This window comes from Antarctobacter sp. (assembly GCF_034670325.1).
Lineage (GTDB): Bacteria > Pseudomonadota > Alphaproteobacteria > Rhodobacterales > Rhodobacteraceae > Antarctobacter.
The window spans coordinates 83,742-105,134 of the sequence record NZ_JAXMNR010000003.1 but is presented as its reverse complement, the minus strand read 5'-3'; the positions used below and the strand labels follow the sequence as shown (position 1 = coordinate 105,134).

Below are 21,393 nucleotides of genomic sequence, written 5' to 3'. Positions count from 1 at the left end.
AAAAGGGGAGGACACCATGCGTTTTGAAAACCGCCACGCGGTTGTCACCGGCGGCGCGTCCGGTATTGGCGCGGGCATTGCCCACCGCCTTGCCGCCGAGGGCGCACGGGTCACGGTCTGGGACATCAGCGAGGCGAACCTTGCCGCCATGGAGGATCAGGCCAACATCCGCACCCGCCAGATCGACGTGACCGATCCCGCTGCTGTTACCGCCGCCATGGCGGAGGATCAGACGGCGATGGGCGGGCTGGATACGCTGGTCTGTTCGGCGGGCATCACCGGCCCCAACACCACAGTCATCGAATACCCCACCGACGCGTGGCGGCAGGTCTTTGACCTCAACGTCCACGGGCTGTTCTATTGCAACCGCGCGGCGGCGGCGCTGATGCGGCCCGCTGGGTTTGGCCGGATCGTCAACATGGCCTCTATCGCAGGCAAAGAGGGCAACCCCAACGCCTCGGCCTATTCCGCCTCCAAGGCGGCTGTGATCGGCCTGACCAAATCGTTGGGCAAGGAACTGGCCGACACGCGCATCACCGTCAACGCCATCGCGCCCGCTGCCGTGCACACTGCGATCTTTGACCAGATGAGCGATGAGTTCATCGCCTACATGAAATCCAAGATCCCGATGGGCCGCTTTGGCACCATCGAGGAAATCACCGCCATGGCCTGCTGGCTGGCATCGGATGAGGCGAGCTTTTCCACCGGGGCGGTCTTTGACCAGTCCGGCGGGCGGGCGGTCTACTAGGGAGGGCACCATGAGACTACAGGGCAAACGCGCCATCGTCACCGGGGGTGGATCTGGCTTTGGCGAGGGGATCGCCGCCCGTTTTGCCGCCGAGGGCGCGCAGGTGGTCATCGCCGACATCAACATGGAGAACGCCCGTAGGGTTGCGGGCGAGACCGGGGGGCATGCGCTGCACGCCGATGTTTCTGATCCGGCCAGCGTCACCAATCTGATGGCCGAAGCTAACGATCTAATGGGCGGCATCGACATCCTTGTGAACAACGCGGGCATCACCCATCTGCCCGCGTTGATGGAGGATGTGAGCGAGGAGGACTTTGACCGGGTCTTTGCGGTCAATTGCAAATCGGTCTACCTGACCGCCCGCGCCTTGGTGCCTCAGATGAAAGCGCAGGGGGCGGGGGCGATCCTGAACGTGGCCTCGACGGCGGGGGTGTCGCCCCGTCCCAGGCTGAACTGGTACAACGCCTCGAAAGGGTGGATGAACACGGCGACCAAGGCGATGGCGGTGGAGCTGGCGCCCTCGGGCATCCGGGTGAACGCGCTCAATCCGGTGGCTGGCGAGACGCCGCTTTTGGCGAGCTTCATGGGGGAGGACACGCCGGAGATGCGGGCGAAATTTCTGGCGACCATTCCGCTGGGGAGGTTCTCGACCCCGCGGGATCTGGCCAATGCGGCGCTGTTCTTGTGCTCGGATGAGGCGGATATGATCACCGGGACCTGTCTGGAGGTGGATGGGGGGCGGTGTATTTAGGGTGTCCACGCGTGGACAGCGGGACGCCTATGTAAAATCAATGGGTTACAGAGACGAATTTACAAAGCCTTCATACTTGGCCCGTTGATCCGCCCGCCGGAAAGGCCCGGAGTCTGCCTGACGCCCCTTGGCATCAGGTGCGCTTTGCCGCTAGCTTTGACGGGGGGAGGGCAGGATGGCCAACAATCGCAAAACGCTGAAGGACATCAAGGGCGACACCCCGTGGACGGACGCCGAGGAACGGGTGATCGCCGAGGCCCCGGACGGCCACGTCGTTCTGGGAATGGACCGCCCGGAAGAAGAGGGCGCGGCCCCGGAGGTGCGCGCCGAATTGATCCGCCATATCGTGCTGGGCGGCTGCAAAGAGCTGCGCCTGCCGGAACGGTCCATCGCTGTGATGGGCGCGCGGATCACCGGCCTGCTGGACCTAGACGGGATCGACACCCCGCGTGCCCTGCGCCTTTTTTGCTGCCGTTTTGATCAGAGGCCGAACCTGAGCGATGCCAAGCTGGGTGGGGTTTACCTGCCCGGCTGCGCCCTGCCGGGATTAAATGCGCAGCGGTTGCGCTGTGACAAAAACTTGTTTCTTGACAAACGCTTTCACAGCAAGGGCACGGTTGATCTGAAAGGGGCGCGGATCTCCGGACAGTTGGCCTGCGTCGGCGGGCGGTTTGAGACACCAGACGGCATCGCGTTGAATGGTAATGCTTTGCAGGTGGGGGCAGGTGCCTTACTGCGGGACGGGTTTCACGCGTTGGGGACAGTGAACCTGACGGGTGCACAGATCACCGGACAGTTGGACTGTACCGGTGGGCGGTTCGAGACACCCGACGGCATGGCGCTGAATGGCGATGCCATGCAGGTGGGCGCAGATGTCTTTCTGCGGGACGGGTTTCACGCCACGGGGAAAGTGAACCTCATGCATTCACGAGTTGCCGGTAGTTTGACAGCCGAAGCAGGACGGTTCGAAGGCGGGTTTCATGCCGAAGGGCTGCATGTGGGCGCGGCGCTGTACTGGCGCGGGTTAAAAGGATTTTCCGGGCCGCTTGACCTTGACGATGCGCATCTGGGGCGGCTGTGTGATGACGCGGAAAGCTGGCAGGGGGTCAAGCCGCTGCACATCTCCGGCTTGCGCTATGAGCGGCTGGACAGCGGGATGAGTATTGGTGAGCGGCTGAGATGGCTGAGCCGAAAGGCGGAGCGGCGGATAGACCCGGCGTTTGGCGATTTGGTCGAGGAACAGGGAGGCAAACGGCACGTCCCGCCGCCCTTCATTCGCGGCGCTTACAAGAAACAATGTGATCCACAGCCCTATACCCAGCTTGCCAAGGTGTTGCGCGCTCAGGGGGTCACGCAGGGGGCCGCGCGGGTTCTGGAAATGCGGGACAAACGTGTGCGCCGGGCCAGCTATCACCGGGCGATGGCACAGCAGGACGGCACTTGGCGCGCAGGCTGGGCGGGGCAGATGGCCGCCGTGATGCGCCCGGTGGACTGGTTGTTCGAATATGTCTTTGGTTATGGCCACAAACCGGGGCGGGCGCTGTACTGGGTTGCGGGGCTGTGGCTGCTGACCACGGCATTGTATGCGCAGGTCTGGGCAGTGGACCAGATGGCCCCGGAATCGGCCATTGTGCTGACCTCATCCGGCTGGATCGACGCGGTTCATGCGTATGAGGCCGACACGGCGGGGCCGCTGCCGCTGGCCCTGTGGAAGGGCCATGCCGCCTCTCAGGATTATGAAACCTTCAACGCCGCGCTCTATGCGCTGGATGTGTTTATCCCGCTGGATGCCTTGGGGCAGGAGTCCGCTTGGGCCCCCTCCCCCGTCCGGGGCGGTTGGGGCACGTTCGGTTTTTACGCCAAGCCTGCGTTGCAGATTGCCGGTTGGCTGATCACGGCGGTGGGGGCTGCGGCGCTGACCGGATTGGTGGGGCGCAAGGATTGAGGGGCATGGACGTGATGAGAGGGCTGTTCACAGATGGCCGCGAAAACACAACGCGGGATTTGTTTGAAAATCTGACCGGATTTTGCCCGCCTTCGGGTTAACACTGTCAAAACAAAGGGGTGCATTGCCTGATCGCGGCGGTTGCGCCGCAGGAATTGCATATTTTTGTGACACATTACACAGTGAGACAGGGCGCTTTGACAATCGCCCCTGATCACCCAAGGCACCGGACAGGTGACGGCGTTTGAAGGGATGCAGTGGATGGGGTTTTCTTGGCGGCGTTCTTTGTACGACACGCCCATGATCAAGCTGGCCTGGGCCCTGCCCACCCTGATTTCCGTTGGTCTGGTGGGCGCAAGCGCGCAGGCGGACTTTACCATGCCCGCGCCATTTCTGATCATATTCGTGAGCGTTGTCCTTGCCGGATCCTTTGGCGGGCAGCGCACCGGGTTTGTTGCCGGGCTTATCGCCGCGCTGTTTGTCGTCAAGTCGTATTTCGATCAGTTTGGCCCCGCCACGTTGACAGGTGGCGTGCTGCAAGTGGTCATTGGGTCGGTCTTGTTCTTTCTGATAGGAACACTGCTTGGGCGATTGAGAGATCAGCGGGACGCCAGCATGCTTGCCCTTCGCAATCATGAGCAAAATCTTGAAATCTTATTGCAAAAGGAATTTGCGGAACGGTCCAGGCAAGAAGCCATTGTGGCAGAGCGCGAAGCGCAGTTGGTGACCGCGACCCGGATCGCGGGCCTTGGGCATTTCTCGTTCGAAGCCTTCACCGGCAATTGCAACTACTGCTCTGAACAACACGCCGCCAATCTGGGCATGACACCCCAGCAATTCATAGAGATTGCCAAAGGCAACGGGCCGCAGTTGCCGCATGTCCACCCCGACGACCGGGCGATTGTGATGGCGGCGATTGAGAAGCTCAACTCTGGCGAGAGCCAGACCTTTGAATACCGCCTGTTGGACGCAAAGGGTGAGGTTCGGTACATCCGCCAGATCGAGGTGCCACGGTCCGATGAGACCGGAAAGGTGGTCGAGCACATCGGCACCAGCATGGACATGACCGATCTGCGCCAAGCCGAGGCGCGGGTGCGCCAGTCGCAGCGGATCGAGGTCATCGGCACGCTGACCGGGGGTGTGGCGCATGACTTCAATAACCTGCTGGCGGTGATCCTTGGCAATCTTGAACTGTGTCTGGAACTGGACCGGGAAGAGGATCGCAGGGAGCTTATCCAGGCTGCCATCAAGGCGACGGTGCGGGGCGCGGGCCTGACCCACAACCTGCTCAGCTTTGCCCGGCGGGCGCATCTGGAACCCAAGCGGATCAACCTGAACCAGACCATTCAGGATACGATGACATGGGGATCACGGGTGTTGCCCAAGACGATTGCCCTTGAGAACTCGCTGATGGCGGGGCTTTGGGATGTGGAACTGGATGCGACCTCGGCGGAGAATGCGATCATCAACATCCTGCTGAACGCGCGGGATGCGATGCCGGACGGCGGCAGGGTCACGATCGAGACCGCCAATATGCGGATCGGCGAAGAGTATGTGACCGAGCGGGAAGAGGACATCGAACCGGGCCGGTACGTGATGCTGGCGATCAGCGACACGGGCCACGGCATCGCCGCCGACAAGTTGGACAGTATCTTTGAGCCGTTCTACACCGATAAGCCAGTTGGCGAGGGGTCCGGGCTGGGGCTGTCGATGGTGCAGGGCTTTATCAAGCAGTCAGGTGGCGCGATCCGGGTCTACTCCGAGGTCGGCGTCGGGACGACGTTCAAGCTGTACTTCAAGGCCGCTGAGAAGCACGAGCACGAGGCGAGGGCCGAGCCGCAAAAGACCTTGCAGCCGCCAAGCGGAAAGACATCGGTCCTTGTCGCCGAGGACGAGATGGACGTGATGCGTATTCTGAAGCGCACGCTGGAAGACGCGGGCTATGACGTCACCACCGCAATGACGGGCGATGAGGCATTGGAGATATACCAAAGCCTTGGCCCGTTTGACCTGCTGATTACCGATGTGGTGATGCCCGGCGCGACTCTGGGGCCGGCATTGGCCAAGGCTGTCCGGGTGATGGACCCGGATTTGCCGTGCATTTTCCTGTCCGGGTACGCCGCCGAAGCGACGGTCCACGGCAATGGGTTAAAGCCATCGGATGTCCGCTTGATGAAACCGATTGGCCGTGCGGACCTGCTGCACGCCGTGTCCAATGCCCTGCGGGATGCCAAACCGAACCGTTGAGAAGGCCGCAGGGTCTGAGGGGTTGCGCGCGGGCGGATGCGCGGGGATGGTGCGGGATGTGCAGCACAGGAGATCCCCGATGCGTCCCGGATCCAAGAACCTGATCACCGATGTTGCCGGTCTGCGCGTGGGCAATGCGCAGGATGCGCGGATCAAGAGTGGCTGCACGGTGGTGACGGCGGAGGCACCCTTTGCCGCCTCTGTCTCTGTCATGGGGGGCGCACCGGGTACGCGGGAAACCGATCTGCTGGCCCCGGACAAATCGGTGCAGGCGGTCCATGCGCTGGTGCTGTCGGGGGGCAGCGCCTTTGGGCTGGCCGCGGCGCAGGGGGTGATGGATGCCTTGCACGCGCAGGGCAAGGGGTTTGAGATATTCTCGGCGCGGGTGCCGATTGTCCCGGCGGCGATCCTGTTCGATCTGCTGAACGGCGGCGACAAGGAATGGGGTGACAACCCCTACCCGGCCTTGGGGCGGCGGGCCTTGGCGGCGGCGTCACCCGAGTTTGATCTTGGCACGTTCGGGGCCGGTGCGGGGGCGCAGACGGCGCAGCACAAGGGCGGGCTTGGGTCCGCCAGTCTGGTTCTGGACAGCGGGATCACCGTGGGCGCTCTGGTGGCGGTGAACCCGATGGGCAGTGTGACAACGCCCTCGGGGCGACAGTTCTGGGCGGCCCCGTTTGAGGTGGGGGATGAATTCGGCGGCTTGGGCGTGGACCCGGCGCCGGGATTGGTCCTGCCCCCCAGCCGCAAGGTGGCGGCAATGGCGGAGCAGGGCAATACGACGATTGCCGTTGTGGCGACCGATGCGGCGCTGGACAAGGCGCAGTGTCACCGGGTGGCGGTGGCGGCGCATGACGGCATGGCGCGGGCGATCCTGCCAGCGCATAGCCCGATGGACGGCGATCTGGTCTTTGCCGCAGCGACCGGGGCCAAGGCGCTGTCCGACCCGATGGCACAGGTGGCGATGATCGGCCACGCGGCGAGCGTTTGCCTGAGCCGCGCCATTGCCCGCGCGGTATGGGAGGCGCGGGCCGAAGCGGGCGATACCTTGCCAACATTGCGTCAGGAGTTGGGGTTGGCGGCGGGGTAAACCCCGCCCTACGGCGTGCGGCGTGTGTCAGGCGGTGGATGGCGGGTGATCAGCGCAGCTTTGGCGGCTTGTCAGGGTCGGACCCCGGCGCGATCTGTTCGAGTTTCGCAGGTTTGGGCGGTTCCGGCAGGTCAAAGCGCAGCGCGACACCGGCAAGGAGCGCCGTGGTGGCGTCACTGTCCGCCAGAAAGGTCACGTCCAGCGCACCCGCCTCCAGCCCCGAGAACACCAACGCCTCATTGATGGCCCCGGCGAGGGCGCGTTCGGCCCCGGGGGTTGTGCCGGTCAGGCCCAGCAGGTGCCCGCGCGTGCCGTCATCATAGATCACCTCTGCCAGATAGGCCTTGCGGGCCAGACCGGCGGCGGTGGCAAGGCGGGAGTCCAATGCGGTGACAAGTTGTTCAGGCACGCGAGGGGCGCGAAATTCGGACGGACGGGCCTGTGCCTCTTGCGGGCCGGTGCCGAGGGTTTCAACCAGCCACGACAGCGCCTCTGGCGGCAACAGGATCTGCGAGGGCGCGGTTTCAAGGTTCAGCGCAAGGCCGATGCCCTGCCCCGCCACCATGCTGGCCAGCGCGCGGCCTGACAGCGCCGCGTAAGGCACGGCGCGCCCGGCGAAGGCGGACAGGCGGTCCTCACGATCAAAGGCCAGCAGGAACCGCGCATCGCCGAGATCGAAGAGTTCAGGAGAGATGGCGTCACCCTCCGGTTCCTCTGTCAGCATCAGGAAGAGTTCGGTGCTGGCGAGGCGGTCGTAATAGCGCAGGCGGGTGGCGTCATCCTCTGGGGTGGCCTCCATCGCTGCGTGGGCGCGGTCCAGTTCTGTCAGGGTCTCATCATTCATGCCAGCACCTCTTTGATGCGGGTTCTGAGGACCGGCAAGAGATCTGCCTCGAACCAGGGATTGCGTTTCAGCCATGCGGTATTGCGCCAAGACGGATGCGGCAAGGGCATGGCGTCGGGCGAAAAGTCGCGCCAGCGGGTGACGGTGTCGGTCACGCCGGTTTTGACGCCAAGGTGCCATTTCTGCGCGTAGCCGCCGATGAGCAGGGTCAGGCGCACCTCGGGCAGCGCCGCCATGACCTGTGCGCGCCATGTGCGGGCGCAGATCGGCGGCGGCGGCAGGTCTGATCCCTTGCGGTAGCCTGGAAAGCAAAAGCCCATCGGCACAATGGCGACGCGGGTGTCATCGTAAAAGGTGGCGCTGTCGATCCCCAGCCAGTCGCGCAAGCGGTCGCCCGAGGGGTCGGTGAACGGCAGACCGGACAGGTGTACCTTCATCCCCGGCGCTTGCCCGGCGATCAGCAGCCGCGCCGAGGCGGCCGCGCGCAGGACCGGGCGCGGCGCGTGGGCGGTTTCTGTCGCGGCAAAGCGGTCAGCGCAAAGGCGGCAGGCGCGGATCTCTGTCAGCAGGTTGTCCATGTGGCGGACCCTACAGGCCGCGCGGGATGAGGTCACGTTGGCGCGGGGCGCGGGCATTCATTTCGACACTTGTCGAAATAAAGCTTGCACAGCGCGTTTATTTCGACAACGTTAGAAATATGAAAATGATTGAGTCCCCCGCCCTCACCGTCGAAACCGCCGCCTCCAAGTTCGCGGCGCTTGGCTCTGAACAACGTTTGCAGGTGCTGCACACTCTGGTGCGCGCAGGTCGTGACGGGCTGAGCATCGGCGCGCTGGGTGAGCGCACCGGGATCACCGGGTCGACCCTCACCCACCACCTGAAAATCCTCTCTGCCGCCGGTCTTGTGACACAGGCGCGGCAGGGGCGGTCCACCATCTGCGCGGCGGCTGACTATTCCGAGGTCGAGGCGCTGTCCGATTACCTGCTGCGCCAGTGCTGCGCCGATGCCACCACCTGCCACAAGGATGCCGATCATGGCTGATACAACGACAACCGCAACCCGCCGCCTGCCCCCGGTTTCCAAGGTCTGGCTGGTCATCGTCGGCATTCTGGCGCTGGTCGCGCTGCTGGACTGGCCGCAGTTCCCCGAGACGGTGCGGTTCACGTGGGAGGCGCTGCTGGGCACCGCGCCGTTTATCCTGTTTGCCGTGCTGGCCGTCGCCTACATGAAGGCGACCGGGGCCGAGACGCTGCTGGCCAAGGCGTTCGAGGGGCGCGAGGTGCGGATGATCTTTCTGGCCGCCGCGCTTGGCGGGCTTTCGCCGTTCTGCTCCTGCGAGGTGATCCCGTTTATCGCCGCCCTGCTGGCGGTGGGCGCGCCGTTGGCGGCGGTCATGGCCTTTTGGCTGGCCTCGCCGCTGATGGACCCGGCGATGTTCCTGATCACCGCGGGCACGCTGGGCTGGTCCTTTGCCGTGGCCAAGGCGCTGGCGGCGGTCGGATTGGGTCTGCTGGGCGGGTTCGGCACCCGCGCGCTGGCCAACAGCGCGGTGTTTCGTGATCCGCTGCGGGAGAAACCGCAGGTGGGCGGCTGCTGTGGCGTCAAGAAACCGTTTCAGGGCAAGCCGGTCTGGCAGTTCTGGCAGCACGGCGACCGGGTTGAGACGTTCCGGGACACCGGGCTGGAGAACGCGCTGTTCCTGCTGAAGTGGCTGACGCTGGCCTATGTGCTGGAGGCGCTGATGATCCACTATGTCCCGGCAGAGATGATCGCGGGCCTGCTGGGCGGCACTGGCATCATGCCGATCCTGATGGGCGCATTGGTCGGGGCCCCCGCCTACCTGAATGGTTATGCCGCCGTGCCGCTGGTCGATGCGCTGCTGGCGCAGGGCATGGCACCGGGGGCTGCCATGAGCTTTGTCATCGCGGGGGGCGTCAGTTGCATCCCCGCCGCCATCGCGGTCTGGGCGCTGGTCAAGCCAAGGATCTTCTTTGCCTATCTGGGCTGGGCGTTGATGGGGGCGATGATCGCCGGGCTGATATGGGGCGCGATTGCCTGAAAACCTTGGTTAACTGTTGACCAGTCGGGCCCCCACGCGGGGCCCGAATTGTTTTTGTTTCGCCGCAAGGTCATAATGTGAACAAATTATCTACCTAAATCACCCATACACCAAAGTACGAGGGAACCGAGGCACAACCGGGACGCCCAGATGTTAGAGTTCGACATGGTCAGCAAGTCCTTCTGGACAGGAACCCAGCGCAAGGTGATCCTTGACCGGGTGTCCTTTCGTGTCGAGATGGGGGAATCCCTTGGCATCCTTGCGCCCAACGGGACCGGAAAATCCACTGTCATCAAGATGATGGCCGGTCTGGAAAAACCCGATGAGGGTGAAATCCGGCGCACCTGCCGGGTGTCTTTTCCGCTGGGTTTCATGGGCGGCGTCGTCTCCAAGATCTCGGCCAAGGAAAACGCCCGTTTCATCGCCCGGCTCTACGGATTGGACCCCGACTATGTCGAATCTTTCTGCCGCTGGCTTTGCGACCTCAAGGAATACTTTGATCAACCTTTGGGCACCTATTCGTCCGGGATGCGCGCGCGGTTCACCTTTGCGCTGATGCTGGCGCTGGATTTTGATATGTACCTGATCGACGAGGGTATGCCGAACTCCACCGATGCGGGGTTTAACAAACGTGCCGGCGATATCCTTGCCGACCGGCTGCGGACCACGACGATCATCATCGTCTCACACCAGCCCAAGATACTGGAAAAATTCGCCCGCAAGGCGGCTGTCCTGATGGATGGCAAAATGCATATGTTCGACACATTGGAAGAAGCGAAACGGCTGTATGACTACGAAACCGAAAGCTAAGAAATTCCGCATTCGGCGTTCCCCGGCCGCACCCGCCTTGCCCGGAGAGAGACCAGCGCCGGACACCGGCAGCGCCGCGCGTGCCCCCGCCCTCGACCCGGCGGCACCGCCCCCGGCGGAGCTGCCCCCCGTGACCCCGCCAACGCAGGCCAGAGCGACGCCGCCCGCCGCGTCGCGCCCGCAATTTTCTAAACCCGCCTCTCCACCGGAGGTCCGCAGCGGTGAGGTCGCCTCGCCCCGTCAGGTGGCCGGTGAGATCGACATCGACAGCATCCGGGACGAGGGGCTGACCGGGCGACAGTTGCGAATGGCGCGGCGGGTGGCCAACAAACACGGGCTGAACCCGACCTCTGATTTCGACGCTGTGCGCCTGTTGCGGCAACGCGGGATCGATCCGTTCCAGCGCACCAATATGCTGGAACTCGTGCAGGCAGAGGCCGGTCCCAGACCGGAGCCCGCGCAACCGGTCAAACCCGACACCAAGGTGCAACTGCCACAGACAATAAAGCCTGAAAAGCAGCAGTTGCCGTCGACGGAAACCATCAGCCCGGCAGAGCGCCGCGCCGCTGAAATCCTGCAAATCCAGCGCGAACTGGCCGCCCGACGCCGCAAAAAGATGATGTTGTTGATGGTTCGGCTGGCGGCCTTTGTCCTGCTGCCAACGGTGCTGGCGGGGTATTATTTCTACGCCATGGCCACGCCGATGTATTCGACGAAATCGGAATTCCTGATCCTTAAGGCGGAAAACACCGGCGGCGCGATGGGCTCTTTGTTTTCTGGTACGCAGTTCGCGACCAATCAGGACGCCATCGCCGTGCAATCCTACCTGACCTCCAAGGACGCCATGCTGCGGCTGGACCGGGACGAAGGGTTCAAGGCGCATTTTTCGCAAGAGTTCATCGACCCGATCCAGCGACTGGACCCTGACCCCACCAACGAAGAAGCCTATGCGCTTTACAAGCGCCACATCGAGATCGGCTATGATCCCACCGAAGGCGTGGTGAAGATGGAAGTCATGGCCGCCAACCCGCAGACCGCGCGCGATTTCTCGCGGGCGCTGATCGGCTATGCAGAGGAACGCGTGGACAACCTGTCGTTCCGCAAGCGGTCCAATGCCGTCACCGACGCTGAACAGGGCCTTCTTGACGCAGAGGCTGGCCGCCGCGAGGCGCAGGAGAAACTGGTGCGCATGCAGCAGGACGGCAATGTGATTGACCCCGAGGGACGGATCGCCGCGCTGCGGTCGCAAATCAATACATATGAGCTGCAACTCCAGGAGAAACAGCTGCAACTACAGGCGCTTCTGGACAACAACCGTCCGAACCGCGCCAAGGTCGATGGCACCGAAGGTGACATTCGGCGGCTGGAGACGCTGCTGACACGGCTGAACCGCGAGATGACGACCGCAACCACGGGTGAGGAATCGCTGGCGGAAATTGCGGTGCAGATCAAACTGGCAGAGGCCGACCTCGCCACGCGCGACCTGATGCTGCAAACTGCGCTGGAGCGTTTGGAACAGGCGCGGCGTGATGCCGACAGTCAGGCGCGTTACCTGACCACCTCGGTTGAACCGGTCGCCTCCGAAGACCCGAGCTATCCACGCAAGTTCGAGAACACGATCCTTGCGTTCCTTATCTTTGGCGGCGTCTACCTGATGATCTCGCTCACGGCGTCGATCCTCCGGGAACAGGTCTCTACCTGAGGCGGGCGTCTGCGGGAGTCGCAGTTGCGTCCCTTTGAGCCCTTTGATCGCAAGGCAGGTTGCCGGGCCTGTGCGCCCTTTGGGGAAGCTGAATGGCTGGGCGGAGCCGACTGTAACGGCCAGTGCGCCCCTGCCTCCTGCCACGCGGATCGCCGACGGTCACACCGAAAAAGGAGTTTGAGCCGGAAACAGAGAATGGCCCCGTCAGACCCGTGAAAATGGCCTTCTGCCCGGTCATCGTCTTTCGCGTATTCGGTCTGGAAAGGCCCAAAAGCCGCACTGCGGCGCACTTTGGCCCGCGTCAGCGGCAGATGTTGTTGCGCCCCAGCCCCCCTCCGCCGCGCGCCCTGGGCGGCTCCCATCCGAGGCGTCATCGGGGTCACACATCTGGCCGAGAACCGGCGCATTCAGAAAGCCCCTTGCAGCCCTGGCCCCGTCCTTGCTAAAGGGGTCGACGGAGAGGTGGCCGAGTGGTCGAAGGCGCACGCCTGGAAAGTGTGTAGGCGGGAGACCGTCTCGAGGGTTCGAATCCCTTCCTCTCCGCCACAAGTCGCGATCAACAGACTGTTTTAACTCACTAAAATCTAGTTTCTGAAAATCCAATCCCTCAAGGCATCCCCCACTTGAACAGGGATTGCGTCGGACTTGCTCGGACCAAGGGCTTTTTATCCATCTCGGGGCCGCTGTGTTAACATGCGCGATCTTTCGAGAGATGCGGATGTCGGGCGCGGATCACGGCACAGGACTGATCGCTTGGCTTGTTCGCTGTGACTACAAAACGCCGATACTGGCCTTTCCTTGGGTGGAAACGGTCCGCAGTGACCAGGAGTTTCCCCTTGTCTGGACCAAGGGTGCAAACCGCGCCCCAGCCCAAAGGCAGACCCTTGGGTCCGGACCCACAGGCACCAGGTGTTGCCAAGTGTTGGCAACACTACTGCTTTCCGTGCTTTAGAAGTTCAGGACGATTTGGACATTGGGCGGGAAGCGGTCACTCTCTGCAATGGTGTTAGTAAGGCACTCTTGCCTCATCAGCAGACATTGATAGCGGCGGTAGTGAGCGACAGGCTTGAAATGCCTTCTTGCGCCAAAATATGAAAATGAAGTATGCCACATAATTGGCAATCAATGATTAATTGATCAATTTTGCACCAAGCCGCGGCAGTGGTTTTCCTTTTGATGTTATCCGTTGCAGTGTTGAAGAATTCGGTACTTTTTGTTCGTGGAAAAATGTATGAACGATCTACCAGATCTACCCTTCGACGTCTGGCTCAATCCTATACGAGACACAAAGGCTGAACCCCAGTTCACGGTTCTCTGTGCGGATGATGATTTCCGTGAGGACGCGCTGCATGCGGCGGCGAACGCGCTGCGGTCACACTACATCGCCATAGAGAGGCTGGAAGGGATCCTTGAACGTCTAGGCAAGCCTGCGGCAGCCGAAGCTGTCAAACAGAAGCTCCCGCAAAAGCTAACGGCTCGGTCTGGTGACTTCGGTGAGATAGTAGCATCACACTATATCAATCAGGAAACGGTTTACGACATGGGGATTGCCCGTTTGCGTTGGAGCGATCACCCTGAGATGGCAATGCGTGGCGAAGACATGCTGGCCTTCCACGAGGCCGGTGGCCACCTATTTTTCCTCAAGGGGGAATCAAAGAGCAGAGCAAAACTGAATACCAAGACCGTGACAGAGGCCCGTGATGGATTGAATAAGAACGACGGGCTACCCTCACCTCACGCCCTGACTTTCGTAGCCGATAGGCTCTACGAAACAGGCAACTCTGATCTTGCTGACAAGATCGATGATGTAAACCTCACAAGTGGCATACGTCCCGATGATGTTTGTCATATGCTCTTCACCCTATCCGGGAACGACCCGACATCTTTCCTTGAGGCAGATCTTGACACTTACGAAGGGGCCAATGAGCAGATGAGCATCGGTGTTCGAATTCCGGATCACGGTGCGTTCATAACAGACGTCTTCGAGTACGATATCGATGGCTAGAACGCTCGACGCACTTGCATCAGCAATCGAAGCCGCAACAGCGCCGGGCTTCCGCGGTGATCTGATCGCTCGCGGCCGCGCCCGTTCCCTCATCATGCGGGATGGCGAGGTGCCAGACGATGCGCCGAATTTCGACGACCATCTCCGATATGACCTTCTTACCTATGGCTTCGGCCTCCTCGACCATTCTTTGCGTCTTGAAGAGGAGGTTATGGGCGAGGCTCCGACCGATTTCGGTGATGAGCATGTAGCGTTGATCGAACAGGGCTACACCGCAGCAGCTGACGCCCTCGCGAGCGTGGTCACGAATGGCGGCACACAAGACCCTGACAGGGATTTCCACCGCCTGGTCGCGGGATGTGCATATCACTTTGCGCGTCTCGCCGCCCGATCCTATTCTCTGGTCAACGAAACGCGAGGCAGCGAACTGCTTCTACCGGGCGGTGAGATTATCATCCGCCTCTTGGTGCGAGATATCTCAGGTCTTCGTGAATTCCTTTTCGACACCTTGCTGGATGGCGAAATCGATGGGCAGATCCTGTCGTCGATTGATCGTATAGCTACATCAGACAAGCCCGATGGAGTCATTGATCGCGAGCGAACAACGATTGTCGGAGCCGCGTTGACCGATCATTTCTTTCGCGCAGTTGCAGTTGCACTGCATGCGTTCGAACTGGGAAACGCGGAGTTCATAGGCATCGCGGTCAGCCGGCTCACTGAGGGCCTCAAAATTTCCGCGAATGAGGCGCTCGTAGAACAGTGGTGGCTGCACCGCCTAGCGATCCGTCTCCTTCGAGACCTGTGGAAGGATAGCTTTCACGCACGATTGCCCTCTCCCATCGGTCCCTCCGACGGGGCTGAAGAAGCACGTGAGACCTACATCGCTTCGCTGTTTTCCCGGGATCAGTCGGAGATCGGACTTTGGCCTTCTCAGATCGAAGCCGCGGATCGAGCGTTCGATCTGGAAGACGATATGGTTGTGGCACTCCCAACCAGTGCGGGAAAAACCAGGGTTGCCGAGCTTTGCATTCTAGCCACGCTTGCAACCGGCAAGCGCATCGTCTTCGTTACGCCGCTGCGCTCTCTATCCGCACAAACAGAGACCAGTCTTCGCAAGACTTTCGGGCCGCTTGGGGCGCGCGTGTCTGCGCTCTATGGCTCGATCGGGGATGTTGGCCCGGATCATGACCTTCTGACAGATGAGAAGATCGTTGTCGCAACGCCAGAGAAACTCGACTTTGCTTTGAGGAGTGATCCACACCTCCTCGATGATGTCGGTCTTATCGTGCTCGACGAAGGTCACATGATCGGAACAGGTCAGCGTGAGGTTCGGTATGAGGTGCAGGTGCAACGCCTATTGCGTCGCAAGGATGCAGATCAACGTCGTATCGTTTGTTTGTCAGCCGTTCTGCCACCCGGCGATGCGCTGGACGACTTCACTGAATGGCTGACCGGAGACCCCAAGGAAGGGCGAATTGAAAGCGACTGGAGGCCAACTGAGCTTCGATTTGGGCAGGTCAGTTGGTACGACGCGAAGCTACCCGGCCATGCTCGTCTGGACATCGAGATATCTGGTCAAAAGACGTTCGTTCCGAAGCTCATTGAAGGAATTATACCTCCGGTTGGTAAGCGTACAACGATCTTTCCTAGAGATCAGCGTGAACTGTGCCTCGCGACTGCGAAGAAGTTTTTGGACGAAGAGAAAACAGTCCTCATTTTCTGCCCACAAAGAAGGTCCGTTGGGCCATATGCCACCCGCATCATCGATCTGCACAAGCGGGGTGCTTTCAATTCTGTCTTTCGAGGCAAGGAAGGCGATATTGATGCAGCCTGCGCCATAGGACTGGAATGGTTCGGCCCAGATAGCGATATCATCGCTTGTCTAAAGCTTGGAGTGGCTATCCATCACGGCAGCTTACCCTCGCCATTCAGGCGTGAACTGGATCGACTAATCGCAACGGGCATTTTGCCGCTGGTCATCTCGTCACCGACCTTAGCACAAGGATTGAATCTCGCTGCCTCGGTTTTAGTGTTTCATGACCTGAAGAAATCCAAAGACTTCCTTACCGCGGCAGAGTTTCGGAACGTCGTTGGACGAGCAGGCAGGGCCTATGTAGACACGGAAGGTCTTGTGCTGCTGCCAACTTTCAAAGGTGGAAGCGACAGGAGCAAAAAGAGAACTGCTTGGAAGGGCTTGATAGCAGACAGCCATGGTCGTGAAATGAGAAGTGGGCTTGCACGCATTGTCTGGGTGCTTTTTCGCCGTCTAAAGCAGCAAGCCGGCCTAAAAAAAATCGATGAAGTTATCGAGTACATTGGCAATGCTGATAACTGGGCCTTGAAGCGTATGAAGGCGGATCGCAACGACAGGGATTGGGAAACAACACAGAAGAAGTGGACGGAGTACCTCGATAGCCTTGATACAGCTATCCTAGCGCTGCTCGGGGAAAGTGAAACAGAAGACGCCATAGACGTTGCCACGTTGCTCGACGATGTCCTGGCAACATCCCTCTGGGACTATACGTTGCGGGGTTTAAACCCCAATCAGGTGCAACGTTTGAACGCGACCCTTGAGGCCCGCACGCGCATTGTTGTCAACACGACCACACCGAACCAAAGGCGCTTCTTCTTCCTCGCCGGGGTCGGCTTATCAAACGGGCATACCATTGAAAAGGCGATGCCTGGTCTCGGGATTGATCTCCTCACCGCCGAAGTCGCCCTAATGGAGGCGGACACGGAAGAGGCTACAAAGGCCTTGGTCCGCATCGCGAAAACTGTGTTCGCCATCCCGCCTTTCGTTCCGAATGATCTTCGAGACGACTGGCAAGCCCTCCTGGGCACCTGGCTCGCAGGAGATGCATTACCTCATGAGGAGGGGGATGGCCTTCCGCGTTTCGTCGAAGATGCCTTTGTGTATCGCCTAGTCTGGGCGCTGGAAGTGATCAGGCTTCGAAGCGATCTCCCTGATGCCGAGGACATTGTCGGCTACTCGGGTGATGACGTTGATATAAGTCGCGCAGCCCTAGCCGTGGAAACCGGTACATCACGGCGTTCTGACGCTCTCCTCCTCCGCGCAGGGCTCGGCTCTCGAGAAGCTGCTCGGGCGGCAGTCGACAAGACTGCTGCAGACTTCGAGACCCGAGCAGGCCTGCGAGCATGGCAGCTGTCCCCACAAGTTCGAGCACTTCAGAAGCAAGCGGACTGGCCAACGCCAGAGACACGGGCAGTCTGGCAGTCTTTTAGGGACAGCATTCGGAAAGGACGGTTCCGCAGATGGAGATCCCAGACGAGCACCCACGGTGTCGATTGGGTTGGAGATGTGCCGGATCAAGACACCTTACTGTCGCTGCGAGATGAAGCCGATGGGGAAACCGGTATTTACAGCGTGGACATGTATCGCTTGGGAACACTCAAGTCTGCGATCAATGCTGACCGACACGGTGTAACGGTTGCATGGATGGGGTCGAAGAGTAAGGTCATTCTCCACCACATTGGTCCGCAATCAGTCAATTAAGGTAACAGCTAAAGGCTGCGCATTTCGGCATTTTAACCACGGGGCGAGATGGAGCCGACAGAGGGTTCCTCCAGCTTCAAATTGACCTGAAAATGCTTTGCACATACCTCGATCGTAGCAAACAAAGCCTTGAAATACGGCAGAGGCGATCAATGTCCGCTTTAGTGAAGCTGCAATGCAGCGTGCGCGATTGAGGCGAATGTCAGCAATGGGCCGATTCTGTTGAAAAACTCTTTGCTGCATCTGCAAATTTCGGAAAAGTGGGATATCGTTCCCTGACGAGTTGATTGCAGCCAATACCGCTGTCGAAATTTAAGTAAATCAGAATTTTGTTCTGCCAAATTTGGAGTCAACGCGCTGGATGGGAGTTTTTCAACACAATCGGCCGAGAGCGTCGGATGCGCTCCTCTGGCATTGACGGCGGAGCCTGATCATTCGCTGCAAGTGCGAGAAAGAATGGCGTAGGTCGCGGAAGCTGACCAGCGGCAACTGGAGAACCCACGTTGCCGTCCTGCGTCGCGATGGTCCGGTTGGAGCACTATCCGACAGATCCTTTCTTGGTTGGTTCCTGGTAGAAGTTGTTCCTCTGCGGTCGCTCAGTGCCGCGAGCTTGGATGTTGTCAAAAATACCGATGTTTGCATCAAACGCAGAAGAAATGCTGGCCGCAAACCGACGTGGAAACCTCGGCGCTATGAACGAACTTAGCTGCCACAAACCCATTTAGCAGTAAGACTCAAGGCGACGCAGCGCACTGCGGATGGAAATACCGCAGCGCCTCTGCAGCCAGTTCCCGCGTCAGCGAGAATGCAGTGGCCCTGCGCCCAAGTGCGGCCGATTGACCACAGTAGTGGGCGCTGAAATCTTGTTTTCCAATCGCTTCGGCTGCGTCGCGTATCGGGCCTGTGGCGACAAACCCGTTGGGAAAATTCGGGGCGCTCTGCGAAATCGGTCCAAGATCATGAACCATTCGGTTAACGAGCACCCTGGTCGGTCTGCCGGAAATCACGTTGCAGACTCTGGTTTCGCTGTTGGCAGCGTCCTCCAGGGATCGCTTGTAGACAGGGCTTATCGTGGCCTCGTCGGTATACAGATACGCCGTACCGATTTGCACGGCGCTTGCCCCAAGTGCAAAGGCGGCAACGATGCCGCGCGCATCCCCGATACCGCCGGCTGCGATGATTGGGACATCGACAGCATCGGCGATCTGGGGCACCAGGGAGAGCGTTCCCATCTGGCTGCCAAGGCTGTTGGTCAGAAACATGCCACGATGTCCGCCGGCCTCAAGGCCCTGGGCGATAATGGCGTCACAGCCATTGGCGGCCAGCCAGCGCGCCTCAGTCACGGTCGTGGCGGAACTGATGATCTTACAGCCGACGGCCTTGATCCGTGACACCAGTACCAGGTCCGGCAGTCCGAAGTGAAAGCTGACGACGGACGGTGCAAATTCCTCGACGATTGCGCAACGCGCTGCGTCGAAGGGACGGATGGGCCCGGTAGACAGGGATTCAGGGACGTCCAGCCCCAACTCGGCGTAGTAACCCGACATCCTGCCAATCCACGCGGCGTCGCGTTCTGTGTCTTCCACGGGCTGGTCATGGGCAAAGAAGTTCACGTTGAGCGGACGGTCCGTCGCGTCCCGAGCGGCGGACAAGAGGCTGCGCAAGTGGTCCGGATTGAGCGTGGCACAGGCCAACGACCCAAGCCCGCCCGCAGCACTTGTTGCAAGAGCCATATCAAGACCACTGGCGCCGGCCATGGGGGCCTGGATGATGGGATTATCTATCTTGAACAGATCGCGAATTCGGTCGTCAGGCCACATTTCAGGGTCCTTTCTGTTTTTTGCCCTTAGGGGCGGCTTGCCGGGTTTACTGGCAGGTCATTTGAACGGCGCGCCGCTTTTTTTACAAAGGGCTTTCAGCCGTTTCATGCTTTGCTCTGACCACGTCCCCTTGCGTTCATAGATGGTGTCGATCGCTGGCACGTCGCGCGCGAGGGCGTACCAGGGCAACTTGGTGCTCGTGTAGATGTGAATGTCGGGGGACATGAGCGCGGGGTCGTCCAGCGTGCCCACACGCAGGAACCGCATGTGATCCCCTTGGTTGGTAATCAGGTAGTTGCTCCAGAGCGCAACCTTGCAAGAGGTGCATCGCGCAATACGCTGTCCGCGACCGCTGGGCGTGTCGAGAAGGGATTCCTCGACCGTGCCGGACAAAACGATGACCCGATCTGCTTCGATCAACGCGTTGACGGCGTTCGTGCTGCCGGTCTGCCTTTGGCAAAGCCGACAGTGGCAAGCGTGGACGATCAGCGGCACAGAAGTCACGCGATAGCGCACCGCGCCGCATCCGCACCCGCCCTGACAGTACGCCGCCTCTTCCAAGGTGTTTTCTTCGGTCAAATGGTTCGGGTTCTGGTACATGGCTGATTCCTTCAGGTCATGCGGCCTGTCGACCGCGGGTTTCGGCAATGTGCCGTGCGAGCACGCGGGCATCGTCGCCCACACCGTCGAGAAAGGTGGATCTCCGGGTCCGCAAGAACGGCAGCCCAAGGGCGTAGAGCCCCGGCGCGACGATGCCGCCGTCGTGTCTCAGTCGGCCCCTTTGATCGAAGACGGGGAGGTGAAGCCACGACATGTCGGGCTGGAACCCCGAGGCCCAGACGATTGACGAGATGGCGCCACTGGCCAGTGACAGGGCAAGGCGCGGATTTTGCGGCACCGATGTCGGTGCAAAGCGACGTGGGGACTCGGTGAAGTCCAGGAGGCTCTGCGCCGCCCAGCCGTCGATCGCCGCAAGGGCGCGGTTCATCTTGAGGTCTGACAGTTCTGCGGCATTGGCCAGCGCACCGGAAAACATTAGCGTCCCGTCGCGGTAGCCAACCAACCGACCGGTGACTTCGACACCCATCTCCTGAAGCGCGTTCAGGTCGAGGAACCGGCGGGATCGGTCGCCGATCAACTGCAGCGACGGAAGGGACCGGACGCGGGCAATGTCGTCGACGTCGTCCAGCGTCGCCGAAAACAGGCCGGCCTGGTCCATCAGCCAGGTGATGTCATGGCCGCGATAGTGGCGCGGCATCCGGATGTGGTTGCCGGTCGCAAGGGTAACAGGTCTGCCCGTGGCATGGATTTCGGCAGCCAGTTGTACGCCCGTGGCGGACGCACCGACCACGAGAACACCGCCCGAGGGCAAAACCGAGGGGTTTCGGTACGACAGAGGCGTTACTTGCGTAATCCGTCGAGGTATTTCGCAGGCAAAATCCGGCATGGCGGAGCGATTGCAAGCACCGCTTGCCACCACCACGTTCGACGCGCGCCAATTGCCCTTATCAGTGGCAACGACGTAGGCCGAACCGTCCCGGGCGACCGACGTCACGGTGGTGCCGGTTTCGACCGGTGCGCAGGAGTGCGCAGCGTAGGATTTCAGGAAAGTGGCGACCTCGGGCATAGTCATGTAACCATGCGGCTCCGGCCCGGAATAAGCGAACCCCGGCAGGCGGCTTTGCCAGTTCGGCGATTGCATGGTGAGACTGTCCCACCGCTCATGAACCCAGGAGTTGCCGACCTCTCCGCGTTCGAGCACCACATGCGGCTCCGACCTCTCGGTCAGGCAATGGCTCATGGCGAGGCCCGCCTGTCCGGCGCCGATGACCAGCGTTGGTATCCGTTTCATGTTCT

At 60.8% G+C, this 21,393-nt stretch carries 17 protein-coding genes and 1 tRNA gene; 12 read left to right on the top strand and 6 right to left on the bottom strand.

Features of this window, described 5'->3' with window-relative positions:
* Positions 1-16 precede the first annotated feature (16 nt).
* The 5 genes from VOI21_RS08455 to VOI21_RS08435 all read left to right on the top strand — a co-directional run bounded on the left by VOI21_RS08455 (position 17) and on the right by VOI21_RS08435 (position 6,781).
* Positions 17-748, top strand: a complete 732-nt coding sequence (locus VOI21_RS08455) for an SDR family NAD(P)-dependent oxidoreductase (protein WP_323769377.1) — start codon at positions 17-19, stop codon at positions 746-748.
* 10 nt (positions 749-758) lie between these two features.
* Positions 759-1,499: a glucose 1-dehydrogenase gene (locus VOI21_RS08450; RefSeq protein WP_323769376.1), complete on the top strand. Its 741-nt coding sequence runs from the start codon at positions 759-761 to the stop codon at positions 1,497-1,499.
* A gap of 175 nt (positions 1,500-1,674) precedes the next feature.
* Positions 1,675-3,444: a hypothetical protein gene (locus tag VOI21_RS08445; RefSeq protein ID WP_323769375.1), complete on the top strand. Its 1,770-nt coding sequence runs from the start codon at positions 1,675-1,677 to the stop codon at positions 3,442-3,444.
* A gap of 300 nt (positions 3,445-3,744) precedes the next feature.
* Positions 3,745-5,691: a PAS domain-containing hybrid sensor histidine kinase/response regulator gene (locus tag VOI21_RS08440; protein ID WP_323769374.1), complete on the top strand. Its 1,947-nt coding sequence runs from the start codon at positions 3,745-3,747 to the stop codon at positions 5,689-5,691.
* A gap of 79 nt (positions 5,692-5,770) precedes the next feature.
* On the top strand, positions 5,771-6,781 hold the full coding sequence (locus VOI21_RS08435; protein WP_323769372.1) for a P1 family peptidase: 1,011 nt from the start codon (positions 5,771-5,773) through the stop codon (positions 6,779-6,781).
* Positions 6,782-6,830: 49 nt separating this feature from the next.
* Here the strand turns inward: VOI21_RS08435 and VOI21_RS08430 are convergent, their stop codons facing one another.
* Complete coding sequence (locus VOI21_RS08430) at positions 6,831-7,625, bottom strand: SseB family protein (protein WP_323769370.1); 795 nt, start codon at positions 7,623-7,625, stop codon at positions 6,831-6,833.
* On the bottom strand, positions 7,622-8,203 hold the full coding sequence (locus VOI21_RS08425; RefSeq protein WP_323769369.1) for a uracil-DNA glycosylase family protein: 582 nt from the start codon (positions 8,201-8,203) through the stop codon (positions 7,622-7,624). Before VOI21_RS08425 ends, VOI21_RS08430 begins: the two co-directional genes overlap by 4 nt.
* A 119-nt stretch (positions 8,204-8,322) precedes the next feature.
* Here VOI21_RS08425 and VOI21_RS08420 point away from each other — a divergent pair, with 119 nt between their 5' ends.
* The 6 genes from VOI21_RS08420 to VOI21_RS08395 all read left to right on the top strand — a co-directional run bounded on the left by VOI21_RS08420 (position 8,323) and on the right by VOI21_RS08395 (position 14,202).
* The gene (locus VOI21_RS08420; RefSeq protein WP_323769368.1) at positions 8,323-8,667 is read left to right on the top strand and encodes a metalloregulator ArsR/SmtB family transcription factor; all 345 of its coding nucleotides are present in this window, start codon (positions 8,323-8,325) and stop codon (positions 8,665-8,667) included.
* Complete coding sequence (locus VOI21_RS08415) at positions 8,660-9,685, top strand: permease (RefSeq protein WP_323769367.1); 1,026 nt, start codon at positions 8,660-8,662, stop codon at positions 9,683-9,685. Before VOI21_RS08420 ends, VOI21_RS08415 begins: the two co-directional genes overlap by 8 nt.
* Before the next feature lie 150 nt (positions 9,686-9,835).
* Positions 9,836-10,495, top strand: a complete 660-nt coding sequence (locus VOI21_RS08410; protein WP_323769366.1) for an ABC transporter ATP-binding protein — start codon at positions 9,836-9,838, stop codon at positions 10,493-10,495.
* Positions 10,473-12,197: a capsule biosynthesis protein gene (locus VOI21_RS08405; RefSeq protein ID WP_323769364.1), complete on the top strand. Its 1,725-nt coding sequence runs from the start codon at positions 10,473-10,475 to the stop codon at positions 12,195-12,197. The genes VOI21_RS08410 and VOI21_RS08405 overlap by 23 nt, the downstream gene beginning before the upstream one ends.
* A 456-nt stretch (positions 12,198-12,653) precedes the next feature.
* A tRNA-Ser gene (locus tag VOI21_RS08400) sits at positions 12,654-12,743 on the top strand.
* Between the two features lie 685 nt (positions 12,744-13,428).
* Positions 13,429-14,202, top strand: coding sequence for a Hachiman antiphage defense system protein HamA (locus VOI21_RS08395; RefSeq protein WP_323769363.1), 774 nt, complete (start codon positions 13,429-13,431; stop codon positions 14,200-14,202).
* Positions 14,203-14,221: 19 nt separating this feature from the next.
* Here VOI21_RS08395 and VOI21_RS08390 read toward each other — a convergent pair whose 3' ends face one another.
* A complete protein-coding gene (locus tag VOI21_RS08390; RefSeq protein ID WP_323769362.1) occupies positions 14,222-14,389 on the bottom strand; it encodes a hypothetical protein in 168 nt (55 codons plus the stop codon).
* A gap of 24 nt (positions 14,390-14,413) precedes the next feature.
* Between VOI21_RS08390 and VOI21_RS08385 the strand changes: the two genes are divergently transcribed.
* Positions 14,414-17,716, top strand: coding sequence for a DEAD/DEAH box helicase (locus VOI21_RS08385; RefSeq protein WP_323769361.1), 3,303 nt, complete (start codon positions 14,414-14,416; stop codon positions 17,714-17,716).
* 734 nt (positions 17,717-18,450) lie between these two features.
* Here the strand turns inward: VOI21_RS08385 and VOI21_RS08380 are convergent.
* From VOI21_RS08380 to VOI21_RS08370, 3 genes are read right to left on the bottom strand one after another with little or no spacing between them, the layout of a single operon-like run.
* Positions 18,451-19,536, bottom strand: coding sequence for a nitronate monooxygenase (locus VOI21_RS08380; protein WP_323769360.1), 1,086 nt, complete (start codon positions 19,534-19,536; stop codon positions 18,451-18,453).
* A gap of 57 nt (positions 19,537-19,593) precedes the next feature.
* Positions 19,594-20,136: a GFA family protein gene (locus tag VOI21_RS08375; RefSeq protein ID WP_323769359.1), complete on the bottom strand. Its 543-nt coding sequence runs from the start codon at positions 20,134-20,136 to the stop codon at positions 19,594-19,596.
* A 16-nt stretch (positions 20,137-20,152) separates the two neighbouring features.
* Positions 20,153-21,388, bottom strand: coding sequence for an NAD(P)-binding domain-containing protein (locus VOI21_RS08370; protein WP_323769357.1), 1,236 nt, complete (start codon positions 21,386-21,388; stop codon positions 20,153-20,155).
* Positions 21,389-21,393: the final 5 nt, after the last annotated feature.